Genomic DNA, 17380 nt, shown 5'->3' with positions numbered 1-17380 from the left:
GGACGTTGAGTGTCCCGGTTTCCACACGCCCCGTCCGGTTCCGGTGGTCATGGGGGCTGTCGTGCGGGACTGGGTAAATTTTGGGTCATCTGACGTCCCGAAATCCACACGGTGAGTTCGGCAGCGGGACCGTGTCCGTGCGCGACCTGGCCGACGTTAGTCCGCGACGGCGTCCGAGATCCACGGCGCCACCGGCAGGTCCCGGTCGAGGCATTCCGTCGACAGCCGGATCGTCCAGCGCAGGGCCTGCAGCACCAGGCTGTCGACCTCGTCGGGTGCGGCGTTGGCGAGCGCGATCTCGACCTGTTCCTGCGCGGCCTCGCTGTTGCCGTGCACCTCGGCCAGGAGCGTGCGCACGGCGGTCCGCACGGGCGGATCCGCCTGATCGATGGAGACCTCTTCGCCGTCCTCGTCGAACACCTGCACCTTGACCGGCGCGCTGCCGCCGTCGCCCAAAGTCGACACCATGACGCTGCATTCGCCGAAGAGCATCATTACGAGTTCTTTGGTCTCTTCGGAGCGGGCCTGCGGCTCGACGGCGGTCGGCGTGAGCTCGTCGAGCGCCTCGGCGTCCTCCCCGAGACTGATCGCCACGAGCGCACGCTGCGCCTTTTCGACGAGCCTCCGCTCGTACTCGCTCCTGTCCGGCTCCACGTGCCTATCAAACACCAGAGGACGGAAGAGTGGCGATAGGCCGAAACCCGGACGGGGTCACTTCGCGGCGCGTAGTGCACCCAGCGCGAGACGGCAGAGCATTTCGGCGAGTTCGTTGTCACCGAGATGGCGGTTGTACGGCGTCGAGTTGATCAACCCGAAGACCGCGTGCGCCGCCGACCGCGCCTGCCGCTCGCCGATCCCGGGGACGGCGTCACTGATCGCGCGCACCCACACTTCGACGTACTGCCGCTGGAGGGCCCGGACCTGCTTGCGGTCACTGTCGGTGAGATTGGCGAGGTTGCGCTCCTGGACGGTGATCAGCGCGGGATGCGCGAGCGCGAACTCTACGTGAAAATCCACCAATGCTTCGAGAACCTCGCCGGGCTCGTCCCGCTGGCTCGCCCTCGCCGTCCCGCCGTCGAGGAGGTAGCGGCTGATCGAGTTCAACATCTCGCCGAGAATGGCGTCCTTGCTGCGGAAATGCCGGTACAGCGCCGGACCGGAGATGCCGACCGCCGCGCCGATGTCATCGATGCCGACGCCGTGGAAACCGTGGTGGGCGAAGAGTTCGGAGGCGGCGGCCATGATCTGTTCGCGCCTGTTCGCCTTTTCGCCGTTCACGAGTGGGGTGGGGTTCGCCGGCATCTGGCCATATTAAGGCTGTGTGTTAGCGAGCGCTAACACGCGGCCGTACCTCCAGCTTGAGCCAAGCGGGTTACCTGGGGAAATGACCCTTTTGCGTGGAGCTGCCACCTGGTAGTGCTTTGTCTTGTTAACTTGTCACGAAGGAGTGACCATGGCCGTCCCTGCTCGGATCAAAGCGTTTTCCTTCACTCGTTCAGTCGCGGCCCTGGGGGTCGCTGTCCTTGCCACCTTCGGTCTCGCCGGCACCGCTCAAGCGGCGACCAACTACGTGGCGCTCGGTGACTCGTACTCGTCCGGCGTCGGTGCCGGCAGCTACGGGAACTCGGGCGACTGCATGCGCAGTGCCAACTCCTATCCCCAGCTGTGGGCCAACGCCCACGCCGGGACCACGTTCAAGTTCGTCGCGTGCTCGGGGGCGCGCACCGGCGACGTACTGAGCCAGGCCGCGAACGTCACCTCCAGCACCACGCTGGTCACGGTGTCGGTCGGCGGCAACGACGCCGGATTCGCCGACGTCATGACCACCTGTACCACCGGCAGTGACCAGACCTGTATCAACCGGGTCAACACCGCGAAGAACTACGTCAACAACACGCTGCCCGGGCTGCTGAACAACGTCTACAGCACGATCAAGTCGAAGGCTCCGGCCGCGAAGCTGGTCGTCCTCGGCTACCCGCGCTTCTACACGGTGCCGGGTTCGTGCTCGGTCGGGCTCAGTGACACCAAGCGCTCCGCGATCAACTCGGGCTCCGACACGCTGGCGTCGGTGCTCTCGGCGCGGGCCTCCGCCCACGGCGCGAAGTTCGTCGATGTGCGGAGTGCGTTCTCCGGGCACAACATCTGCTCGTCGGCCAACGACTACCTGCACAGCCTCACTTGGCCGATCGTGAACTCCTACCACCCGACGGCCGCCGGACAGCGCGGCGGCTACTACGCCCCGCTGGTCGCCGCGATCGGCTGATTTTCACCGGAGTACGTGAAGGCCCCCTTCCTTGCGCTAAGTGCAAGGAAGGGGGCCTTCACGTACTTGCGGGGTGCGGTGGACAAGCGAGGTTAGTGGCCGTTAACCTACGAGGGCGAGTTAACGACGGCTAACTTGGCGACGAGGAGCCATGGACACACCCGTACTGAGTACTTCGGCCGATCCGGGCAGCGACGACTACGCCCGCGGCGTCACCTCCCATGTCGAGCTGGTCGAGGATCTGCGCGAGCGGCTCGCCGCGGCCCGGCTCGGGGGCCCGGAGAAATCCCGCACCCGCCACGTCGAGCGGGGCAAACTCCTGCCGCGCGACCGGGTCGACACCCTCCTCGACCCGGGTTCGCCGTTCTTGGAGCTGTCCCCGCTGGCCGCCACCGGACTGTACGACGACGAGGCGCCATCGGCTGGGATCATCACCGGAATCGGGCGGGTCTCCGGCCGCGAATGCGTGATCGTCGCCAACGACGCCACGGTCAAGGGCGGCACCTACTACCCGATGACCGTCAAGAAGCACCTGCGCGCGCAAGAGGTCGCGCTGCACAACAATCTGCCGTGCGTCTACCTGGTGGACTCCGGTGGCGCGTTCCTGCCGAGGCAGGACGAGGTCTTCCCGGATCGTGAACACTTCGGCCGGATCTTCTTCAACCAGGCGACGATGTCGGCGCGCGGTATCCCGCAGATCGCCGCGGTGCTCGGTTCCTGCACCGCCGGCGGCGCGTACGTCCCGGCGATGAGCGACGAAGCGGTCATCGTGCGCAATCAGGGCACCATCTTCCTCGGCGGCCCGCCGCTGGTGAAGGCCGCGACCGGCGAGGTCGTCACGGCCGAGGAACTCGGCGGCGGGGACGTCCACTCGCGTCAGTCCGGCGTCACCGACCACTTGGCCGAGGACGACGCCGACGCGCTCCGCATTGTTCGCTCGATCGTGTCTACTTTGGGGCCGCGTACCCCGCGCCCGTGGGATGTCCTTCCGACCGAGGCGCCGGTCGCCGACCCGAACGAGTTGTACGGCGTCGTCCCGACCGACCCGCGCGTGCCCTACGACGTCCGCGAGGTCATCGCCCGGATCGTCGACGGCAGCCGGTTCGGCGAGTTCAAGAAGGAGTACGGCTCGACGCTGGTCACCGGGTTCGCCCGGATCCACGGCCACCCGGTCGGGATCGTCGCGAACAACGGCGTGCTGTTCGCCGAGTCGGCGATGAAGGGCGCGCACTTCATCGAACTGTGCGACAAACGCTCGATCCCGCTGCTGTTCCTGCAGAACATCACCGGCTTCATGGTCGGCAAGGCCTACGAAGCCGGAGGCATCGCGAAGCACGGGGCGAAGATGGTCACCGCGGTGGCCTGCGCGCGTGTGCCGAAACTGACCGTCGTCATCGGCGGCTCGTTCGGCGCGGGGAACTACTCGATGTGCGGCCGCGCGTACTCGCCGCGGTTCCTGTGGATGTGGCCGAACGCGCGGATCTCGGTCATGGGCGGCGAGCAGGCGGCGTCCGTGCTTTCGACGGTCCGCCGTGACGCCATCGAGGCACGCGGCGGCGAATGGTCCACAGAGGACGAAGAGACCTTCAAGGATCCGATCCGCGAGCAGTACGAGGCGCAGGGCGGCCCGTACTACTCGACGGCGCGGCTCTGGGACGACGGCGTGATCGACCCGGCGGACACCCGCACGGTGCTCGGCCTCGCGCTGTCCGCGGCGGCCAACGCGCCCCTTTCCGATGTCAACTACGGCGTTTTCCGGATGTGAGCATGTTCGACACGGTTCTGGTCGCCAATCGCGGGGAGATCGCCGTCCGCGTGATCCGTTCGCTGCAGGGGCTCGGTATTCGTTCGGTCGCGGTGTACAGCGACGCGGACGCCGACGCCCGGCACGTCCGCGAGGCGCATACGGCGGTCCGCATCGGCCCCGCCGAGGCGGCGAAAAGCTATCTGTCCATTCCGGCGATCGTCCAAGCGGCGCTCGACACGGGCGCGCAGGCGGTCCACCCGGGCTACGGTTTCCTCGCGGAGAACGCGGAATTCGCCCGCGCCTGTGCCGAGGCGGGGTTGGTCTTCATCGGCCCGCCGGTCGAGGCGATCGACGCCATGGGCGACAAGATCCGCGCCAAGGCGACGGTGTCCAAGGCGGGTGTCCCCGTCGTGCCCGGTGCGTCCGATGTGGACATTCCCGAAGGTGGTTTCACCGCCGCCGCTGAGAAGGTCGGCTATCCACTGCTGATCAAACCGTCCGCCGGTGGTGGCGGCAAGGGTATGCGGCTGGTGAACGCGACGTCCGAATTGGCCGCCGCCGTGGAGTCCGCTCGCCGTGAGGCCAAGGGTTCCTTCGGTGACGACACGCTGCTGATCGAGCGGTTCGTCACCACGCCGCGGCATATCGAGATCCAGGTGCTCGCCGACACGCACGGCAACGTGATCCATCTCGGTGAGCGCGAGTGCAGTCTGCAGCGGCGTCACCAGAAGATCATCGAAGAGGCGCCGTCGGTCCTGCTCGACGGTCCCTCGCGCGCGCGAATGGGCGCGTCCGCCGTCGAGGCCGCCCGGTCGGTCGGGTACGTCGGCGCGGGAACGGTCGAGTTCATCGTGTCGGCCACCGCGCCGGACGAGTTCTTCTTCATGGAGATGAACACTCGTCTCCAGGTCGAGCATCCGGTGACCGAACTGGTGACCGGGCTCGATCTCGTGGAGTGGCAGGTCAAGATCGCCGCCGGCGCCGTGCTCACCGTGTCTCAGGAAGACGTCCGCTTGGACGGTCACGCCGTCGAAGCCCGGGTCTACGCCGAAGATCCCGCGCGCGGTTTCATTCCCACCGGCGGAACCGTGCTCGCCGTCCATGAACCGACCGGTGAAGGCGTGCGCGTCGACTCGTGGATGAGCGAGGGCGCGGTCATCGGTTCGAATTACGACCCGATGCTGGCCAAGGTGATCGCCTGGGGGCCGGACCGCGCCGCCGCGCTGCACCGCCTCGATCTGGCGCTCGCCGACACCGCGTTGCTCGGTCTCGGCACGAACGTCGCGTTCCTGCGCGGGCTGCTGGCGGACACCGATGTCCGGAACGGCAAGCTCGATACCGGCCTCGTCGACCGGCGACTGTCCACTTTGGTCTCCGAAGAGGTGCCGCCGGAGTTCTTCGTGGCGGCCGCGCTCGATCGGCTGCTCTCCTTGCAGCCCCAGGGATCGGTCATCGACCCGTGGGACGTACCGGACGGCTGGCGGCTCGGTGCGTCCGGCGGGATCGATTTCGCCCTGAAGTCCGGAAGCTCCGAAGCCGTTGTGCGAGTGCAGGGCACCCCGGCGAACGCGCTCGTCAGTGTCGACGGCGGTGTCCCTGTGCGGGTTTCCGCGCGGCGCGAGGGCGAGCTGCTGGAAGTCCGGCACCCCAGCGGATTCCACCGTTACCGGCACGCCGCCGGACGCGGGAAGACCGTCTGGCTCGCGCGGGACGGCCACAGCTTCGCGATCGGTGAGCGCGAGCGGCTGCGGTCGGCCGCCGGTGCCGCGGGCGGCGCGGGACCGGTCACCAGCCCGATGCCCGGCACCGTGCTCGTGGTCAAGGCCGCCGCCGGCGACGTCGTGAGCGCCGGGACGCCCCTCGTGGTCGTCGAGGCGATGAAGATGGAGCACACGATCACCGCGCCGATCGACGGCGTGGTCAGCGAACTCCCCGTCCGGGCGGGCCAACAGGTCGCGCTGGACGAAACGGTAGCCGTTGTGACACCCCAAAAGGATGGCCAATGATCGACTTTCGGCTGGATGACGAATACGAGGCGCTGCGCAAGACGGTCGAGGAATTCGCGCGCTCCGAGGTCGCCCCGGTCATCGGCGACCTGTACGAGCGGGAGGAGTTCCCGTACGAGATCGTCGCGAAAATGGCCGAGATGGGCTTGTTCGGGCTGCCCTTCCCCGAACAATACGGCGGCATGGGTGGCGACTACTTCGCGCTGTGCCTGACGCTCGAGGAACTCGCGCGGGTCGACTCGTCGGTCGCGATCACCGTCGAAGCCGGGGTTTCACTGGGCGCCATGCCGATCTACCGGTTCGGCACCGAGGAGCAGAAGGAAAAGTGGCTCCCGGAACTGTGCGCCGGGACCGCGCTCGGCGCTTTCGGGCTCACCGAACCGGGCGGCGGTTCGGACGCCGGCGCCACCCGCACGCGGGCGAAACTCGACGGTGACACCTGGGTGATCAACGGCAGCAAGTCGTTCATCACCAACTCCGGTACCGACATCACGAAACTGGTCACGGTCACCGCCGTGACCGACGTGAAGGAGAACGGGCGCAAGGAGATCTCGGCGATCATCGTCCCGTCCGGCACCCCGGGCTTCGCGGTGGCGCCGAAGTACTCCAAGGTCGGCTGGAACTGCTCGGACACGCACGAGCTGTCGTTCGACGACGTCCGTGTCCCGGCGGAGAACCTCGTCGGCGAACGCGGCCGGGGCTACGCCCAGTTCCTGTCCATTTTGGACGAAGGCCGGGTCGCGATCGCCGCGTTGAGCGTCGGACTCGCGCAGGGATGTGTCGACGAATGCCTGCGGTACGTCAAGGAACGCGAGGCGTTCGGGCACAAGATCGGTGAGTACCAGGCGATCCAGTTCAAGATCGCCGACATGGAAGTGCGCACGCACACGTCCCGGCTGGCGTACTACGCGGCGGCTTCGAAGATGCTGCGCGGCGAGCCGTTCAAGAAGGAGGCGTCGATCGCGAAGCTCGTCGCGTCGAACGCCGCCATGGACAACGCGCGCGACGCGACGCAGATCTTCGGCGGGTACGGCTTCATGAACGAGTTCCCGGTGAGCCGGTTCTACCGGGACGCGAAGATCCTGGAGATCGGGGAGGGCACTTCGGAGGTGCAGCGGATGCTGATCGCGCGGCACCTCGGCGTCTCCTGACCCGTGAGTTACGGCTTGACGCACACGATAACTATACCGGTATAGTTATCGGCATGGTCGAGTTGAAATCCGCCACCGAGCTGGACGCCATGCGCGAGTCCGGCCGTGTCGTGGCGCGGACGTTGCAAGCGGTGAAGGACGCGTCGGCGATCGGCGTCAGCTTGAAGGAGCTGGACGAGATCGCCGCGCAGGTGATCCGGGACGCCGGCGCGAAACCGTCGTTCCTGCACTACCGGCCCCATTCCGCCCCGACGCCGTTTCCCGCCGTGATCTGCGCGAGCGTCAACGACGCCGTGGTCCACGGCATCCCGTCGGACTATCGCCTTCGTGACGGGGATCTGGTCAGCATCGACTCCGGCGCCTACATCGACGGCTGGCACGGGGACTCGGCGATCAGTTACGTCGTCGGCGAGGCCGATCCGGCCGACCTCGAACTCATCGCGACCACCGAACGCGCGCTGGCCGCCGGTATCGCGGCCGCGATACCGGGCAACAAGATGGGCGACATCTCCCACGCCGTCGGCACCGTCGGTCGCGAGGCTGGGTACGGCCTCCTCGACGGCCACGGCGGCCACGGCATCGGCCGCGCGATGCACGAGGACCCGCATCTGCCGAACGAGGGCAGGCCGGGCCGCGGCATGCGGCTCAAGCCGGGGCTGGTGCTCGCGATCGAGCCGATGCTCATCGCCGACGGCGTCGACGACTACCGGATCGCCGAGGACGGCTGGACGCTGCACACCGTGAACGGTTGCCGGGCCGCGCACGTCGAGCACACGGTCGCGATCACGGCGGAAGGCCCGCGCGTCCTCACGATGTTGTAAAACGGGAGGATGAGCGATTTCATCATCCGTAAGGGTGGTTCTGGGGACTTCCAAGCGTTGCTGGACATGTTCGACGACGCCGTCGCGTGGCTGGTCGAACGCGGTAGCGGTGGCCAGTGGGGAACCGAGCCGTGGTCCACGGTCCCGAAGCGGATCGAGCGGGTGCGCGGGATGGCCGGCGAACACGGGCTGTACATCGGCGAGGTCGGCGGCGAGGTGGCCGGGGCGATCATCCTCGGCGACGCGATGCACTACGCGCCGCCGGTCGGCGAACCCGAGCTCTACATCAGGCTGCTGCTCACCTCGCGCCGCTTCTCCGGGCACCGGGTCGGCTCGCGGCTCCTCGAGTTCGCGCTGGCCGAGGTGCGGGAACGGGGAATCGGCCTGCTCCGTGTCGATTGCTGGGCCGGCGGCGACGGTGGCCTGCAGCGTTACTACGAGCGCCAAGGTTTCACCCCGGCCGAGCGTTTCGACGTCAACGGCTGGATCGGGCAGGTGCTCGTACAGCGGCCGTAGGGCTGGCGTCATCGTGACTTCCGGTGCACCATAGTTGACAGATCGCCAACAGTGCCCCGGACAGCGAAGTCGCAGAGGAGCCCAGCATGGCCAGGCAGCAACCGCGTTCCCTAGCAGGCAAGGTCGTCGTGATCACCGGGGCGGCGCGGGGCATCGGGGCAGGCACCGCGACGGCCCTGTCCCGGCTCGGCGCCAAGGTGGTCATCGGCGACCTGGACCAGGTCCTCGCGGAGAAGACCGCGGCCGAACTGGGTGCGGAGGCGCTGCCGCTCGACGTCACTGACACCAAGGGCTTCACCGAGTTCCTCGACGAGGTCGAGCGGCGCGTCGGCCCGATCGACGTGCTGATCAACAACGCGGGCATCATGCCGCTCGCGCCGCTCGACGAAGAGGACGACGCCGCGACCCGGCGCCTGCTCGAGATCAACCTGCACGCGGTCATCCACGGCACCAGGGAAGCCGTGAAGCGGATGCGCCCGCGTGGCACCGGCCACATCGTCAACATCGCGTCGATGGCAGGAAAGGCCGGATTCCCCGGTGCCGCCACCTACTGCGCCACGAAACACGCCGTCGTCGGTTTGTCGGAATCAGTGCATCTGGAACTGCACGGAACGGGGGTGCTGGTCTCGTGCGTGATGCCCGCCGTCGTGCGCACGGAGCTGGCCAGCGGGCTCGGCGAGGCGAAGTTCTTCAAGTCGGTGCAGCCGGAAGATGTGGCGCAGGCCATTGTCGATGCGTTACGCCGTCCCAAATTCGACGTCTTCGTTCCCGCGTCGCTGGACGCCATGGGCAGGATCACACGGCTGCTCCCGCGGCGCCTCGGCGAAGGACTCCTTCGCGCACTGGGCGGCGACAAGATTCTATCCTCCGCAACGCATTCCAGTGCTCGCGCGGAGTACGAATCGCGTGCCGCGCGGAGTGCGCCGACGGTGGAAAAGGATGCCGATTGTTAACTCGGACGGCCCAGTCACTGTCCGAAGTGGACGGCCTGTGACGGTGACGGTGTTGAGTCGGGCGCCCGCACGCGGCAAGATTACGGCTTACCGCGTTGATTCCTCAGGAGGCACCTCATGGCAACACCCCCGGCACGGCTCGCCGCCGCCGCGTCGAACGTCGTCGGGAAGGTGCTGCACGGTGGTGTCGCCGATCTTCGCCCGGTGCCGCGGGTCCTGCTCGACCAGGGCCCCAACCGTTCGGTGTACCGGCTGACGAACGGCAAGGACCCGGTGTCCGGCCCGCCGGTGCTGCTGGTGCCGCCGCTGGCCGCGCCCGCGCTGTGCTTCGACCTGCGCCGCGGTTGCAGTCTCGCCGAGCACCTGGTCGACGGCGGCCGCAACACCTACCTGGTCGACTACGGGAACGTCGCCTTCTCTGACCGGCGCCTCGGCATCGAGCACTGGATCGAAGAGGTGCTCCCGCGCGCGATCCGCAAGGTCAGCGAGGACTCCGGCGGCCGGGGCGTGCACGTCATCGCCTGGTGCCTCGGCGGGATCTTCTCCCTGCTGACCGCCGCCGACCAGCCCGAGCTGCCGATCGAGTCGATCGCGACCATCGCGTCGCCGTTCGATTTCACCGCGATCCCGCTGATCGCCCCGTTCCGCCCGCTCGTGGATCTCACCGGCGGCCACCTGCTGACCCCGATCTACCGCGTGCTCGGCGGCGCACCGTCCTATTTGGTCAGCCGGGTCTTCCGCGCGACCGGTATCAGCAAGGAGATCACCAAACCGCTGGCCATCCTGAAGAATCTCGATGACCGGGACTATCTCGCACAGATCGAGGCCGTCGATCACTTCATGGACAACATGATCGCCTACCCCGGGCGCACGTTCGGCCAGATCTACCACCGGTTCTTCCGCGCCAACGACCTGGCCGAGGGCACGGTGGACCTCAACGGCCGCATCATCGCGCTGTCCGGGATCAAGGTGCCGACCCTGGTCATCGCCGGGCAGAACGACACGATCGCCCCGCGCGCGGCCGTCGAACGGCTCACCGGTCTGCTGGACAACTCGCCGTCGGTGACCTTCGAGACCGCGCCCGGCGGGCACCTCGGCGTCCTCACCGGACGGAAGGCGCGCGGCACCACCTGGCGCCACCTCGACCGTTTCCTCGACGAGCAGGTCGCCTGAGCTTCAGTCGGCGAGTTCGTCGCTCTTGCGCTGGGTCATGGCACTGCGCAACGACTGGCGTGGCGCGATCGTGTCGACCATTTCGGTGATCTGGAGCCAGGCTTCGGTGATCTCCGCGGTCGCGCGGTCGCGTTGCAGGACGATGGTGGACAGCACCAGCGCCGTCATCCCGACAGAGGCGTCGAAGGCCTGTACGTGCAGCAAGCGGGGGACAAGCTCGTAGGAGCCGTAGGGGCCGAGCCCTCGTACGGCGGCGAAGATCGTGAAGGTGCAGACGCACAAGGAACACAGCAGTGCCCCGACCTGCCGGAAGCGCAGCGCCGCCCAGACGAGTACTGGGAAGACCACGAACAGCTTGGACGTGGTGATGGACGCGAGAAGCGCCGTGCCGGTGCCCACGATGGCCAGCGCGATCGCTTCGCCCCAGCGCGCCGGCGAGACTCGCTTCGGCAGGCGGAACTTCGGCGCGAGGAGTAACAGGGGGGTGATCGTCAGGACTCCCATCGCATCGCCGGTCCACCACACGAGTGCCGTGGGCCAGAAGTCCCCGGCGCCCAGCGCGCCGCCGAGGACCAGGACGCCGGTGCCCAGTACGGCGCTGAGGGCCGTGCCCCCGATCGCCCCGATCGTCACCAGGAGGACGGCGTCGGGAAGCCGGTCGAGCCGGTTGCGGAAGCCCAGCCGCCGCATCACCGCGTAGGCCAGCATCGGGCCGATCGTGTTGCCCGCGGAGATCGCCATGACGGTGGCGAGTGAAGGCCCGATGGCGATGTTCGTCAGGAGGGCGCCGAGGAAGATTCCCGGCCAGAACCGCGGACCGAGCAGCATCGGCACCGCCAGCGCGACCCCGGCCGCCGGCCACAGCGGCGAGATCTGCTCCCGCACGATGGCCCACTGGATACCGATCTGGCCGGTCGCGAAATAGCAGGCCGTCACGGCGAGGACGACGAGACACCTGCGTGCGACGGGGGAGAGCTGTCGAGCGGCGAGCCTCATCGCGACTCCGGGCCTCGCGGACAGGGGAGATTCGAGAGTACCTCTGCCCGGTCGTCGCGGTGGTTCACTTGATGGTGTTGTCGTGCTGGCGAGTTTGTGGGGAATAGACAAGAAAAGGGGCCCGTGCAGCTGCACGGGCCCCTTCACGACACTTCGGACGCTACTTGAGCTCCGCGCTCGTCTTTCCCAAGATCCGGCGAGCCACGATCAGCTGCTGGATCTGCTGTGTCCCCTCGAAAATGTCGAGGATCTTCGCGTCCCGGCTCCACTTTTCCAACAGCGATTCCTCGGTGTAGCCCCACGTTCCGGCCAGCTCTACACACTTCAGCGTGATTTCGACGACCGAGCGGCCCGCCTTCGCCTTGGCCATCGACGCCTGCAGCGAGTTCGGCTTGCGGTTGTCGGCCATCCACGCCGATTCCATGGTCAGCAGGTACGCTGATTCGTAGTCGGCCTCCAGCTGAAGGAACGTCGCGGCCGCGGCGTGCTGGCTGTGGACGGGCTTGTCGTAGTCGATCGTCACCCCGGCGTCGGTGAGGATCTTCCGGGTCTCTTCCAGTGCCGCGCGGGCGACACCGATGGCCATGGCGGCGACCAGCGGGCGGGTGTTGTCGAAGGTCTGCATGACCCCGGCGAAACCCTTGGCGGTGTCGATCTCCGGCGTGCCGAGAAGGTTTTCCTTGGGCACACGGACGTTCTCGAAACGCAGCACGGCGGTGTCGGAGGCGCGGATGCCGAGTTTGTGCTCGACGCGCACCACCTCGAAGCCGGGCGTGCCCTTCTCGACGACGAACGACTTGATCGCCGCGCGGCCCTTCGTCCTGTCCAGAGTGGCCCAGACGACGACGGCGTCGGCGCGCTCGCCCGCGGTCACGAAGATCTTCTCGCCGTTGATCACGTACTCGTCGCCGTCGAGGCGCGCGGTCGCGGTGATCGCGGCCGAGTCCGAGCCGCAGTCCGGTTCGGTGATCGCCATCGCGGCCCACAGCCCGGAGAACTTCTTGAGCTGTTCGTCCGTCGCGACCGAACCGATGGCGGCGTTGCCGAGACCCTGACGCGGCATCGACAGCAGCAGACCGACGTCGCCCCAGCACATCTCGATCGTGCCGAGCACGATGTTGAGGTTGGAACCGTTGCGGTTGCCCGGTTTCTCGTTCTTCTCGGACCGGCGGACCCCCGCCGCGCCCGCGCCGCCCTCACCGGAGGAGTTCAGCCCGTCCAGCAGCGCGGCGAACATGTCGAGTTCGGCCGGATAGGTGTGCTCGGCGCGGTCGTACTTGCGTGAGATCGGCCGGAACACCTCGGCCGCGGCCTGGTACGCCTGGTTGATCAGGCCGCCGGCCTTCTTCGGAACCTCAAGGTTGATCATGATTGCCTTTCGAAAGTCCTAGGCCGTGCCGTCAGGGGCCGCCTGGGCGCGAAGACCGCGAACACGACTTGCGTGGCACGGCCTAGAGCAGGACTGCGCCTTCCATCACGCCGATCGCGCGGAGATCGCGGTACCAGCGTTCGACCGGGTGTTCCTTGACGAAGCCATGCCCGCCGAGCAGCTGCACCCCGGCGCTGCCGATCTGCATTCCCTTGTCGGCGGCCAGTTTCCGGGCCAGCGCGACCTCACGGGCGTACGGCTTGCCCTGTTCGGCGCGAGCGGCGGCGCGCAACGCGACCAGCCGCAGTCCTTCCAGCTCGATGGCGATGTCGGCCACCGAGAACGCGACGGCCTGCCGGTGACTCACCGGCTCGCCGAACGCCTTGCGCTCGTTGACGTAAGGCACCACGTAGTCGAGGACGGCCTTCGCGGTGCCGGCGGCCAGCGCGGCCCAGCCGAGCCGTGAGAGCCGGACGACCTCGGTGAAGACCTCGGCCTTGCCGCCGCCCAGCAGTGCACCGGCTGGCAGGGCGACCCTCTCCAGGTGCAGCTTGCCGGTGGCCGCGCCGCGCAGGCCCATCGCCGGCTCGGTCTCGATGGTGACGCCCGTGTTGGACGACTCCACGAGGAACAGCGCGGGACCGCGCCCTTCGAGCTCTGCCGAGACAATGAACAGTTCGGCGTCCGCGGCCCTCGGAACCAGCGACTTCACGCCGTCGAGCTGGTAGCCCTTGGGCGTGCGGCGGGCCTTGGTGGCTGGCTTGAACGGGTCGAACAAGGCCGTGCGCTCCTGCAGCGCCAGTGCCGCGGCCGGGACGTTCTCGCCGACGAACGCGGGCAGGTAGTCCGCCTGCTGCTGCTCGTCGCCGTAAGCCACCAGCGCGGTGCTGACCGCGGACGGCGCGAGTACCGCGACCGCCAGGCCGAGGTCGCCGTGCGCGAGGGCCTCGGCGACCAGCGCGTTCGTGACGACCGACCGTTCGGTGCCGACGCCACCCAGCTCCTCGGGGATGCCGACGAGCGTGATGCCGAGTTCGGCGGCGCGGCTTAGCAGGCCTTCGGGCGCCTTGAGCTTCGCGTCGGCGTCGGCCGCGGCGGGCCGCAGCTGTTCGGCCGCGAACTCCGTCACGGTCTCGACGATGAGCTGCTGATCCTCACTCGGGGTGAGGTCGAACAGTCCCGCGTCCCCGGCCGGCGCGAGCCGCGCGGGCTTGCCGAGCTTCTGGGCGGACTTGAAGGTCCGTCCCGCCGCGCCCGCGACCCGGAAGCCGTTGCGCGTCCCGGCACTGACCAGGTTCTGCACGGGCTTCCGAAGTCCGGCCCGTTCCATGACCTTGCTCCCGGCCAGCCGGGTGAGCGCGGACAGGCCGAAGCCCATCGCGTCTCGTTTCCTAGGCGCACCCACGGTCAGTCTCCCTGCCTCGCTTACCTACTCGTGAGTAGGTTATCGCCCTTTGGGCGGATGCGCTACCAGGGTGGCGGCGAACGTCACGCGCGTGAGTGATTTGAGTGGTCCGGGCGACCCGGATTACTCACAAGCCACCAGCTTTCGCCGTCGGGCTGCGGCCGGCAGATCCGTGAAGGACTCCTTGAGGGACTCTGGGTCCCTCGAAATTCCCCTCACCCTTGCCGGAACGACACCGCGCCTGGCTCCGAGGTGGTCCGAGATCGTCAACACCGAACTCGGTGAAGTGCGCCTTCGTCGCGTCGCACTCGGCGAAGGTCCCTTTCACCCCAGGTCCCGCGACTGCGTGCCGGACGGCCTTCTTCGCTACTTCAGGGAGGTGATCGGCGCCTTTGCAGTACACGCGAGTTGCTCGAAGCTGACTTTCAGACGTCGAGAACCGCGTGCATCAGCGTCGTCAGCTCCGCCTCGATGTTCGGGCGGCCGTTCACCCGCCGGGTGCGCGCGAGGTCGTTCGCGATGGTCAGCGCCGCGTGCACGGTGATCTTCACTTCGCGCAGGCTCAGCTCCGGACGGACTTCCGAAGCCAGTGCGATCCAGCGCGCGACGTAGTCCCGCTGGACTCGAAGCAGGTCCGCCTTGTCGCGTTCCGGCAGCTCCATCGGGCTGCCGGAGAACGACACGAGCAGCTCGGGTGTGTGCAGCAGGGTGTGCACATAGGACGCCGCCAGCCTGCGCAGCGCGTCCCGCTCGTCGTCGGTCCGAAGTGCGCGTTCCGCGGCGAGGGCCAGCCTGTCCGCGGCGCGGTGCCCGATCGCCACCATCAGCGCGGCCTTGCTGGGGAAGTGCCGGTACACGCTGGGCCCGGCGATCCCGGCCGCCGCGCCGATCTCCTCCATGCTCACCGCGCGGAATCCGCGTTGTCCGAACAGTTCGGTCGCGGCGGCGAGGATCTGCTCGCGCCGGGACGGCTCACCGAGCGCGATCGACGGCGTCTCGGGGGACGGCTCGACAGGTTCGGGCAGTGTGACATGCAGCACCGATTCCGCCAGCTGCACGAGGATCTGCGCGAAACGTTTCTTCGCCACGGACGTGTGATGGACGGACACGCTGCCGAAGACACTCAACCCCGCCCAGCACAGCAACTCGGCGTCGTCGGCGGTCAGTTCGGGACGCAGCGCGAGCAGTGCCTTGGACCACGCGGCGAGCACCGCGCCCGACCGGCGGCGGATCTCGCGGCGGCCCTCCCTGGGCAGGTGCCTGCCCTCCCAGCGCCACAACGCGGCGACCTCGCGCCGCTCCACCGCCTGCGCGGCGAGCGTCCTGAGTAGGGCGTTGACCTGGGCGGGGACCGTCATGTCGAGGTCGGCGAGCGTCTCGAGGGTAGCCGTTTCCATATCGTCGATTCCGGACAGCACGACGTAGGACAGCACCGCCTGCTTGTCCGCGAAATGCCGGTACAGCGCGGGCCCGGTGATCCCGGCCGCGGCGGCGATGTCGTTGATCCCGACCCCGTGGAACCCGCGGGCGCGGAACAGCTCCGCGGCGAGGCCCGCCAGCTGGGCCTTGCGGTCGCGCGGTCGGGCTGAACGCTCGGTCGGGTGATCCATAGGTGAACACACGATAGCGCCGGTTGCGTACATCGCAACCCATTGACACCATGGGGTTATCGCGGTTTATGTTAATGACCATTAGCATGGCTACTGGCCGGTACGATCCGGCTGTGTTCATCCTTGATACAGCGCCGTACGCGGAGGAGTTTTTCTGTGACTAGCGAGGCCTACATCTACGAGGCGATCCGTACGCCTCGCGGCAAGAACAAGGGAGGTGCCCTCCACGGCACCAAGCCGGTCGATCTCGTGGTCGGCCTCATCGAGGAACTGAAGGTCCGGCACCCGAACCTCGACCCTGCCGTGATCGACGACATCGTCCTCGGCGTCGTGTCCCCGGTCGGTGAGCAGGGCGCCGTGATCGCGCGCACCGCCGCGCTGAACGCGGGCCTTCCCGAAACGGTCGCCGGCGTGCAGCTGAACCGCTTCTGCGCCTCCGGTCTCGAAGCCACCAACACCGCCGCGCAGAAGGTGCGCTCCGGCTGGGACCAGCTGATCATCGCCGGTGGCGTCGAGTCGATGTCGCGCGTGCCGATGGGCTCCGACGGCGGCGCGCTGTTCATGGACCCCGCCACCGCGTACGACAACTACATCGTCCCGCAGGGCACCGGCGCGGACTTGATCGCGACCATCGAGGGCTTCTCCCGCGAAGACGTCGACGCGTGGGCCGTGCGTTCGCAGGAGAAGGCCGAAGCGGCCTGGTCCGGCGGCTACTTCGCGAAGTCCGTCGTCCCGGTGAAGGACATCAACGGCGTCACGATCCTCGACCACGACGAGCACCGTCGCCCCGGCAGCACCGTCGAGGGCCTCGGCAAGCTCAAGCCCGCCTTCGCCGGTATCGGTGAGCTGGGCGGCTTCGACGCCGTCGCGCTGCAGAAGTACCACTCGGTCGAACGCATCAACCACGTCCACACCGGCGGAAACTCGTCCGGCATCGTGGACGGCGCCGCGGTGGTCCTGGTCGGCAACGAGCAGATCGGCAAGGACTTCGGCCTGACCCCGCGCGCCCGCATCGTGGCGACCGCGACCGTCGGCTCCGAGCCCACGATCATGCTCACCGGCCCGACCCCGGCCACCGAGAAGGTCCTCAAGCTCGCCGGTCTCACCCCGGACGACATCGACCTGTGGGAGCTGAACGAGGCCTTCGCCTCGGTCGTGCTCAAGTGGATCAAGGACCTGCACCTCGACGAGGAGAAGGTCAACGTGAACGGCGGCGCCATCGCGATGGGGCACCCGCTGGGCGCCACCGGCGCGATGCTGGTCGGCACCGTCGTGGACGAGCTGGAGCGTCGTCAGGCGCGCCGCGCCCTGGTCACCCTGTGCATCGGCGGCGGCATGGGCGTCGCGACCATCATCGAGCGGGTCTGAGG

The 17380-nt window shown here is 68.0% G+C and carries 15 protein-coding genes; 9 read left to right on the top strand and 6 right to left on the bottom strand.

Features of this window, described 5'->3' with window-relative positions; genetic code table 11:
* Positions 1-156: 156 nt before the first annotated feature.
* Positions 157-654, bottom strand: a complete 498-nt coding sequence (locus ACM6LU_RS21130) for a hypothetical protein (protein WP_414939436.1) — start codon at positions 652-654, stop codon at positions 157-159.
* A gap of 57 nt (positions 655-711) precedes the next feature.
* Entirely contained in the window at positions 712-1302 is a 591-nt protein-coding gene (locus tag ACM6LU_RS21125) for a TetR/AcrR family transcriptional regulator (RefSeq protein ID WP_414939435.1), read from the bottom strand.
* A gap of 151 nt (positions 1303-1453) precedes the next feature.
* On the opposite strand from ACM6LU_RS21125, the gene ACM6LU_RS21120 reads away from it, so the two are divergent.
* The 8 genes from ACM6LU_RS21120 (at position 1454) to ACM6LU_RS21085 (ending at position 10630) form a co-directional block, all read left to right on the top strand.
* Entirely contained in the window at positions 1454-2263 is an 810-nt protein-coding gene (locus ACM6LU_RS21120) for an SGNH/GDSL hydrolase family protein (RefSeq protein WP_414939434.1), read from the top strand.
* A 151-nt stretch (positions 2264-2414) separates the two neighbouring features.
* Positions 2415-4028, top strand: coding sequence for a carboxyl transferase domain-containing protein (locus ACM6LU_RS21115; RefSeq protein WP_414939433.1), 1614 nt, complete (start codon positions 2415-2417; stop codon positions 4026-4028).
* A gap of 2 nt (positions 4029-4030) precedes the next feature.
* Entirely contained in the window at positions 4031-6016 is a 1986-nt protein-coding gene (locus tag ACM6LU_RS21110; protein ID WP_414939432.1) for a biotin carboxylase N-terminal domain-containing protein, read from the top strand.
* A complete protein-coding gene (locus ACM6LU_RS21105; RefSeq protein WP_414939431.1) occupies positions 6013-7167 on the top strand; it encodes an acyl-CoA dehydrogenase family protein in 1155 nt (384 codons plus the stop codon). The genes ACM6LU_RS21110 and ACM6LU_RS21105 overlap by 4 nt, the downstream gene beginning before the upstream one ends.
* A gap of 53 nt (positions 7168-7220) precedes the next feature.
* Positions 7221-7988 carry a type I methionyl aminopeptidase gene (map, locus tag ACM6LU_RS21100; RefSeq protein ID WP_414939430.1) on the top strand — a complete coding sequence of 256 codons (768 nt, stop codon included), beginning with the start codon at positions 7221-7223 and terminating at the stop codon, positions 7986-7988.
* A 9-nt stretch (positions 7989-7997) separates the two neighbouring features.
* Positions 7998-8504, top strand: coding sequence for a GNAT family N-acetyltransferase (locus tag ACM6LU_RS21095; protein WP_414939429.1), 507 nt, complete (start codon positions 7998-8000; stop codon positions 8502-8504).
* Positions 8505-8590: 86 nt separating this feature from the next.
* Positions 8591-9457, top strand: a complete 867-nt coding sequence (locus tag ACM6LU_RS21090; protein WP_414939428.1) for an SDR family oxidoreductase — start codon at positions 8591-8593, stop codon at positions 9455-9457.
* 117 nt (positions 9458-9574) lie between these two features.
* Positions 9575-10630, top strand: coding sequence for an alpha/beta fold hydrolase (locus tag ACM6LU_RS21085; protein ID WP_414939427.1), 1056 nt, complete (start codon positions 9575-9577; stop codon positions 10628-10630).
* Between the two features lie 3 nt (positions 10631-10633).
* Here the strand turns inward: ACM6LU_RS21085 and ACM6LU_RS21080 are convergent, their stop codons facing one another.
* The 4 genes from ACM6LU_RS21080 to ACM6LU_RS21065 form a co-directional block, all read right to left on the bottom strand.
* Entirely contained in the window at positions 10634-11626 is a 993-nt protein-coding gene (locus tag ACM6LU_RS21080; RefSeq protein WP_414939426.1) for an MASE1 domain-containing protein, read from the bottom strand.
* Positions 11627-11786: 160 nt separating this feature from the next.
* Positions 11787-12995, bottom strand: a complete 1209-nt coding sequence (locus ACM6LU_RS21075; protein WP_414939425.1) for an acyl-CoA dehydrogenase family protein — start codon at positions 12993-12995, stop codon at positions 11787-11789.
* Between the two features lie 82 nt (positions 12996-13077).
* Positions 13078-14373: an acyl-CoA dehydrogenase family protein gene (locus tag ACM6LU_RS21070; protein ID WP_414939563.1), complete on the bottom strand. Its 1296-nt coding sequence runs from the start codon at positions 14371-14373 to the stop codon at positions 13078-13080.
* A gap of 452 nt (positions 14374-14825) precedes the next feature.
* Positions 14826-16010 (bottom strand): TetR/AcrR family transcriptional regulator, encoded by a 1185-nt coding sequence (locus tag ACM6LU_RS21065; RefSeq protein ID WP_414939424.1) that lies wholly within the window; start codon positions 16008-16010, stop codon positions 14826-14828.
* A gap of 156 nt (positions 16011-16166) precedes the next feature.
* Here ACM6LU_RS21065 and ACM6LU_RS21060 point away from each other — a divergent pair, with 156 nt between their 5' ends.
* Complete coding sequence (locus ACM6LU_RS21060; protein ID WP_414939423.1) at positions 16167-17378, top strand: acetyl-CoA C-acetyltransferase; 1212 nt, start codon at positions 16167-16169, stop codon at positions 17376-17378.
* Positions 17379-17380: the final 2 nt, after the last annotated feature.

The sequence above is a fragment of the Amycolatopsis sp. cmx-11-51 genome (assembly GCF_047608665.1).
GTDB lineage: Bacteria > Actinomycetota > Actinomycetes > Mycobacteriales > Pseudonocardiaceae > Amycolatopsis.
The sequence above is the reverse complement of the archived record's forward strand: the minus strand, read 5'-3'. Positions and strand labels throughout refer to the sequence as shown.

Bases quoted from the DNA above. Each gene is read 5' to 3' on its own strand.
- ACM6LU_RS21125 (WP_414939435.1), bottom strand. From the start codon at position 1,302: ATGCCGGCGAACCCCACCCCACTCGTGAACGGCGAAAAGGCGAACAGG.
- ACM6LU_RS21120 (WP_414939434.1), top strand. From the start codon at position 1,454: ATGGCCGTCCCTGCTCGGATCAAAGCGTTTTCCTTCACTCGTTCAGTC.
- ACM6LU_RS21115 (WP_414939433.1), top strand. From the start codon at position 2,415: ATGGACACACCCGTACTGAGTACTTCGGCCGATCCGGGCAGCGACGAC.
- ACM6LU_RS21110 (WP_414939432.1), top strand. From the start codon at position 4,031: ATGTTCGACACGGTTCTGGTCGCCAATCGCGGGGAGATCGCCGTCCGC.
- ACM6LU_RS21105 (WP_414939431.1), top strand. From the start codon at position 6,013: ATGATCGACTTTCGGCTGGATGACGAATACGAGGCGCTGCGCAAGACG.
- map (WP_414939430.1), top strand. From the start codon at position 7,221: ATGGTCGAGTTGAAATCCGCCACCGAGCTGGACGCCATGCGCGAGTCC.
- ACM6LU_RS21095 (WP_414939429.1), top strand. From the start codon at position 7,998: ATGAGCGATTTCATCATCCGTAAGGGTGGTTCTGGGGACTTCCAAGCG.
- ACM6LU_RS21090 (WP_414939428.1), top strand. From the start codon at position 8,591: ATGGCCAGGCAGCAACCGCGTTCCCTAGCAGGCAAGGTCGTCGTGATC.
- ACM6LU_RS21085 (WP_414939427.1), top strand. From the start codon at position 9,575: ATGGCAACACCCCCGGCACGGCTCGCCGCCGCCGCGTCGAACGTCGTC.
- ACM6LU_RS21080 (WP_414939426.1), bottom strand. From the start codon at position 11,626: ATGAGGCTCGCCGCTCGACAGCTCTCCCCCGTCGCACGCAGGTGTCTC.
- ACM6LU_RS21075 (WP_414939425.1), bottom strand. From the start codon at position 12,995: ATGATCAACCTTGAGGTTCCGAAGAAGGCCGGCGGCCTGATCAACCAG.
- ACM6LU_RS21070 (WP_414939563.1), bottom strand. From the start codon at position 14,373: ATGGGCTTCGGCCTGTCCGCGCTCACCCGGCTGGCCGGGAGCAAGGTC.
- ACM6LU_RS21065 (WP_414939424.1), bottom strand. From the start codon at position 16,010: ATGGATCACCCGACCGAGCGTTCAGCCCGACCGCGCGACCGCAAGGCC.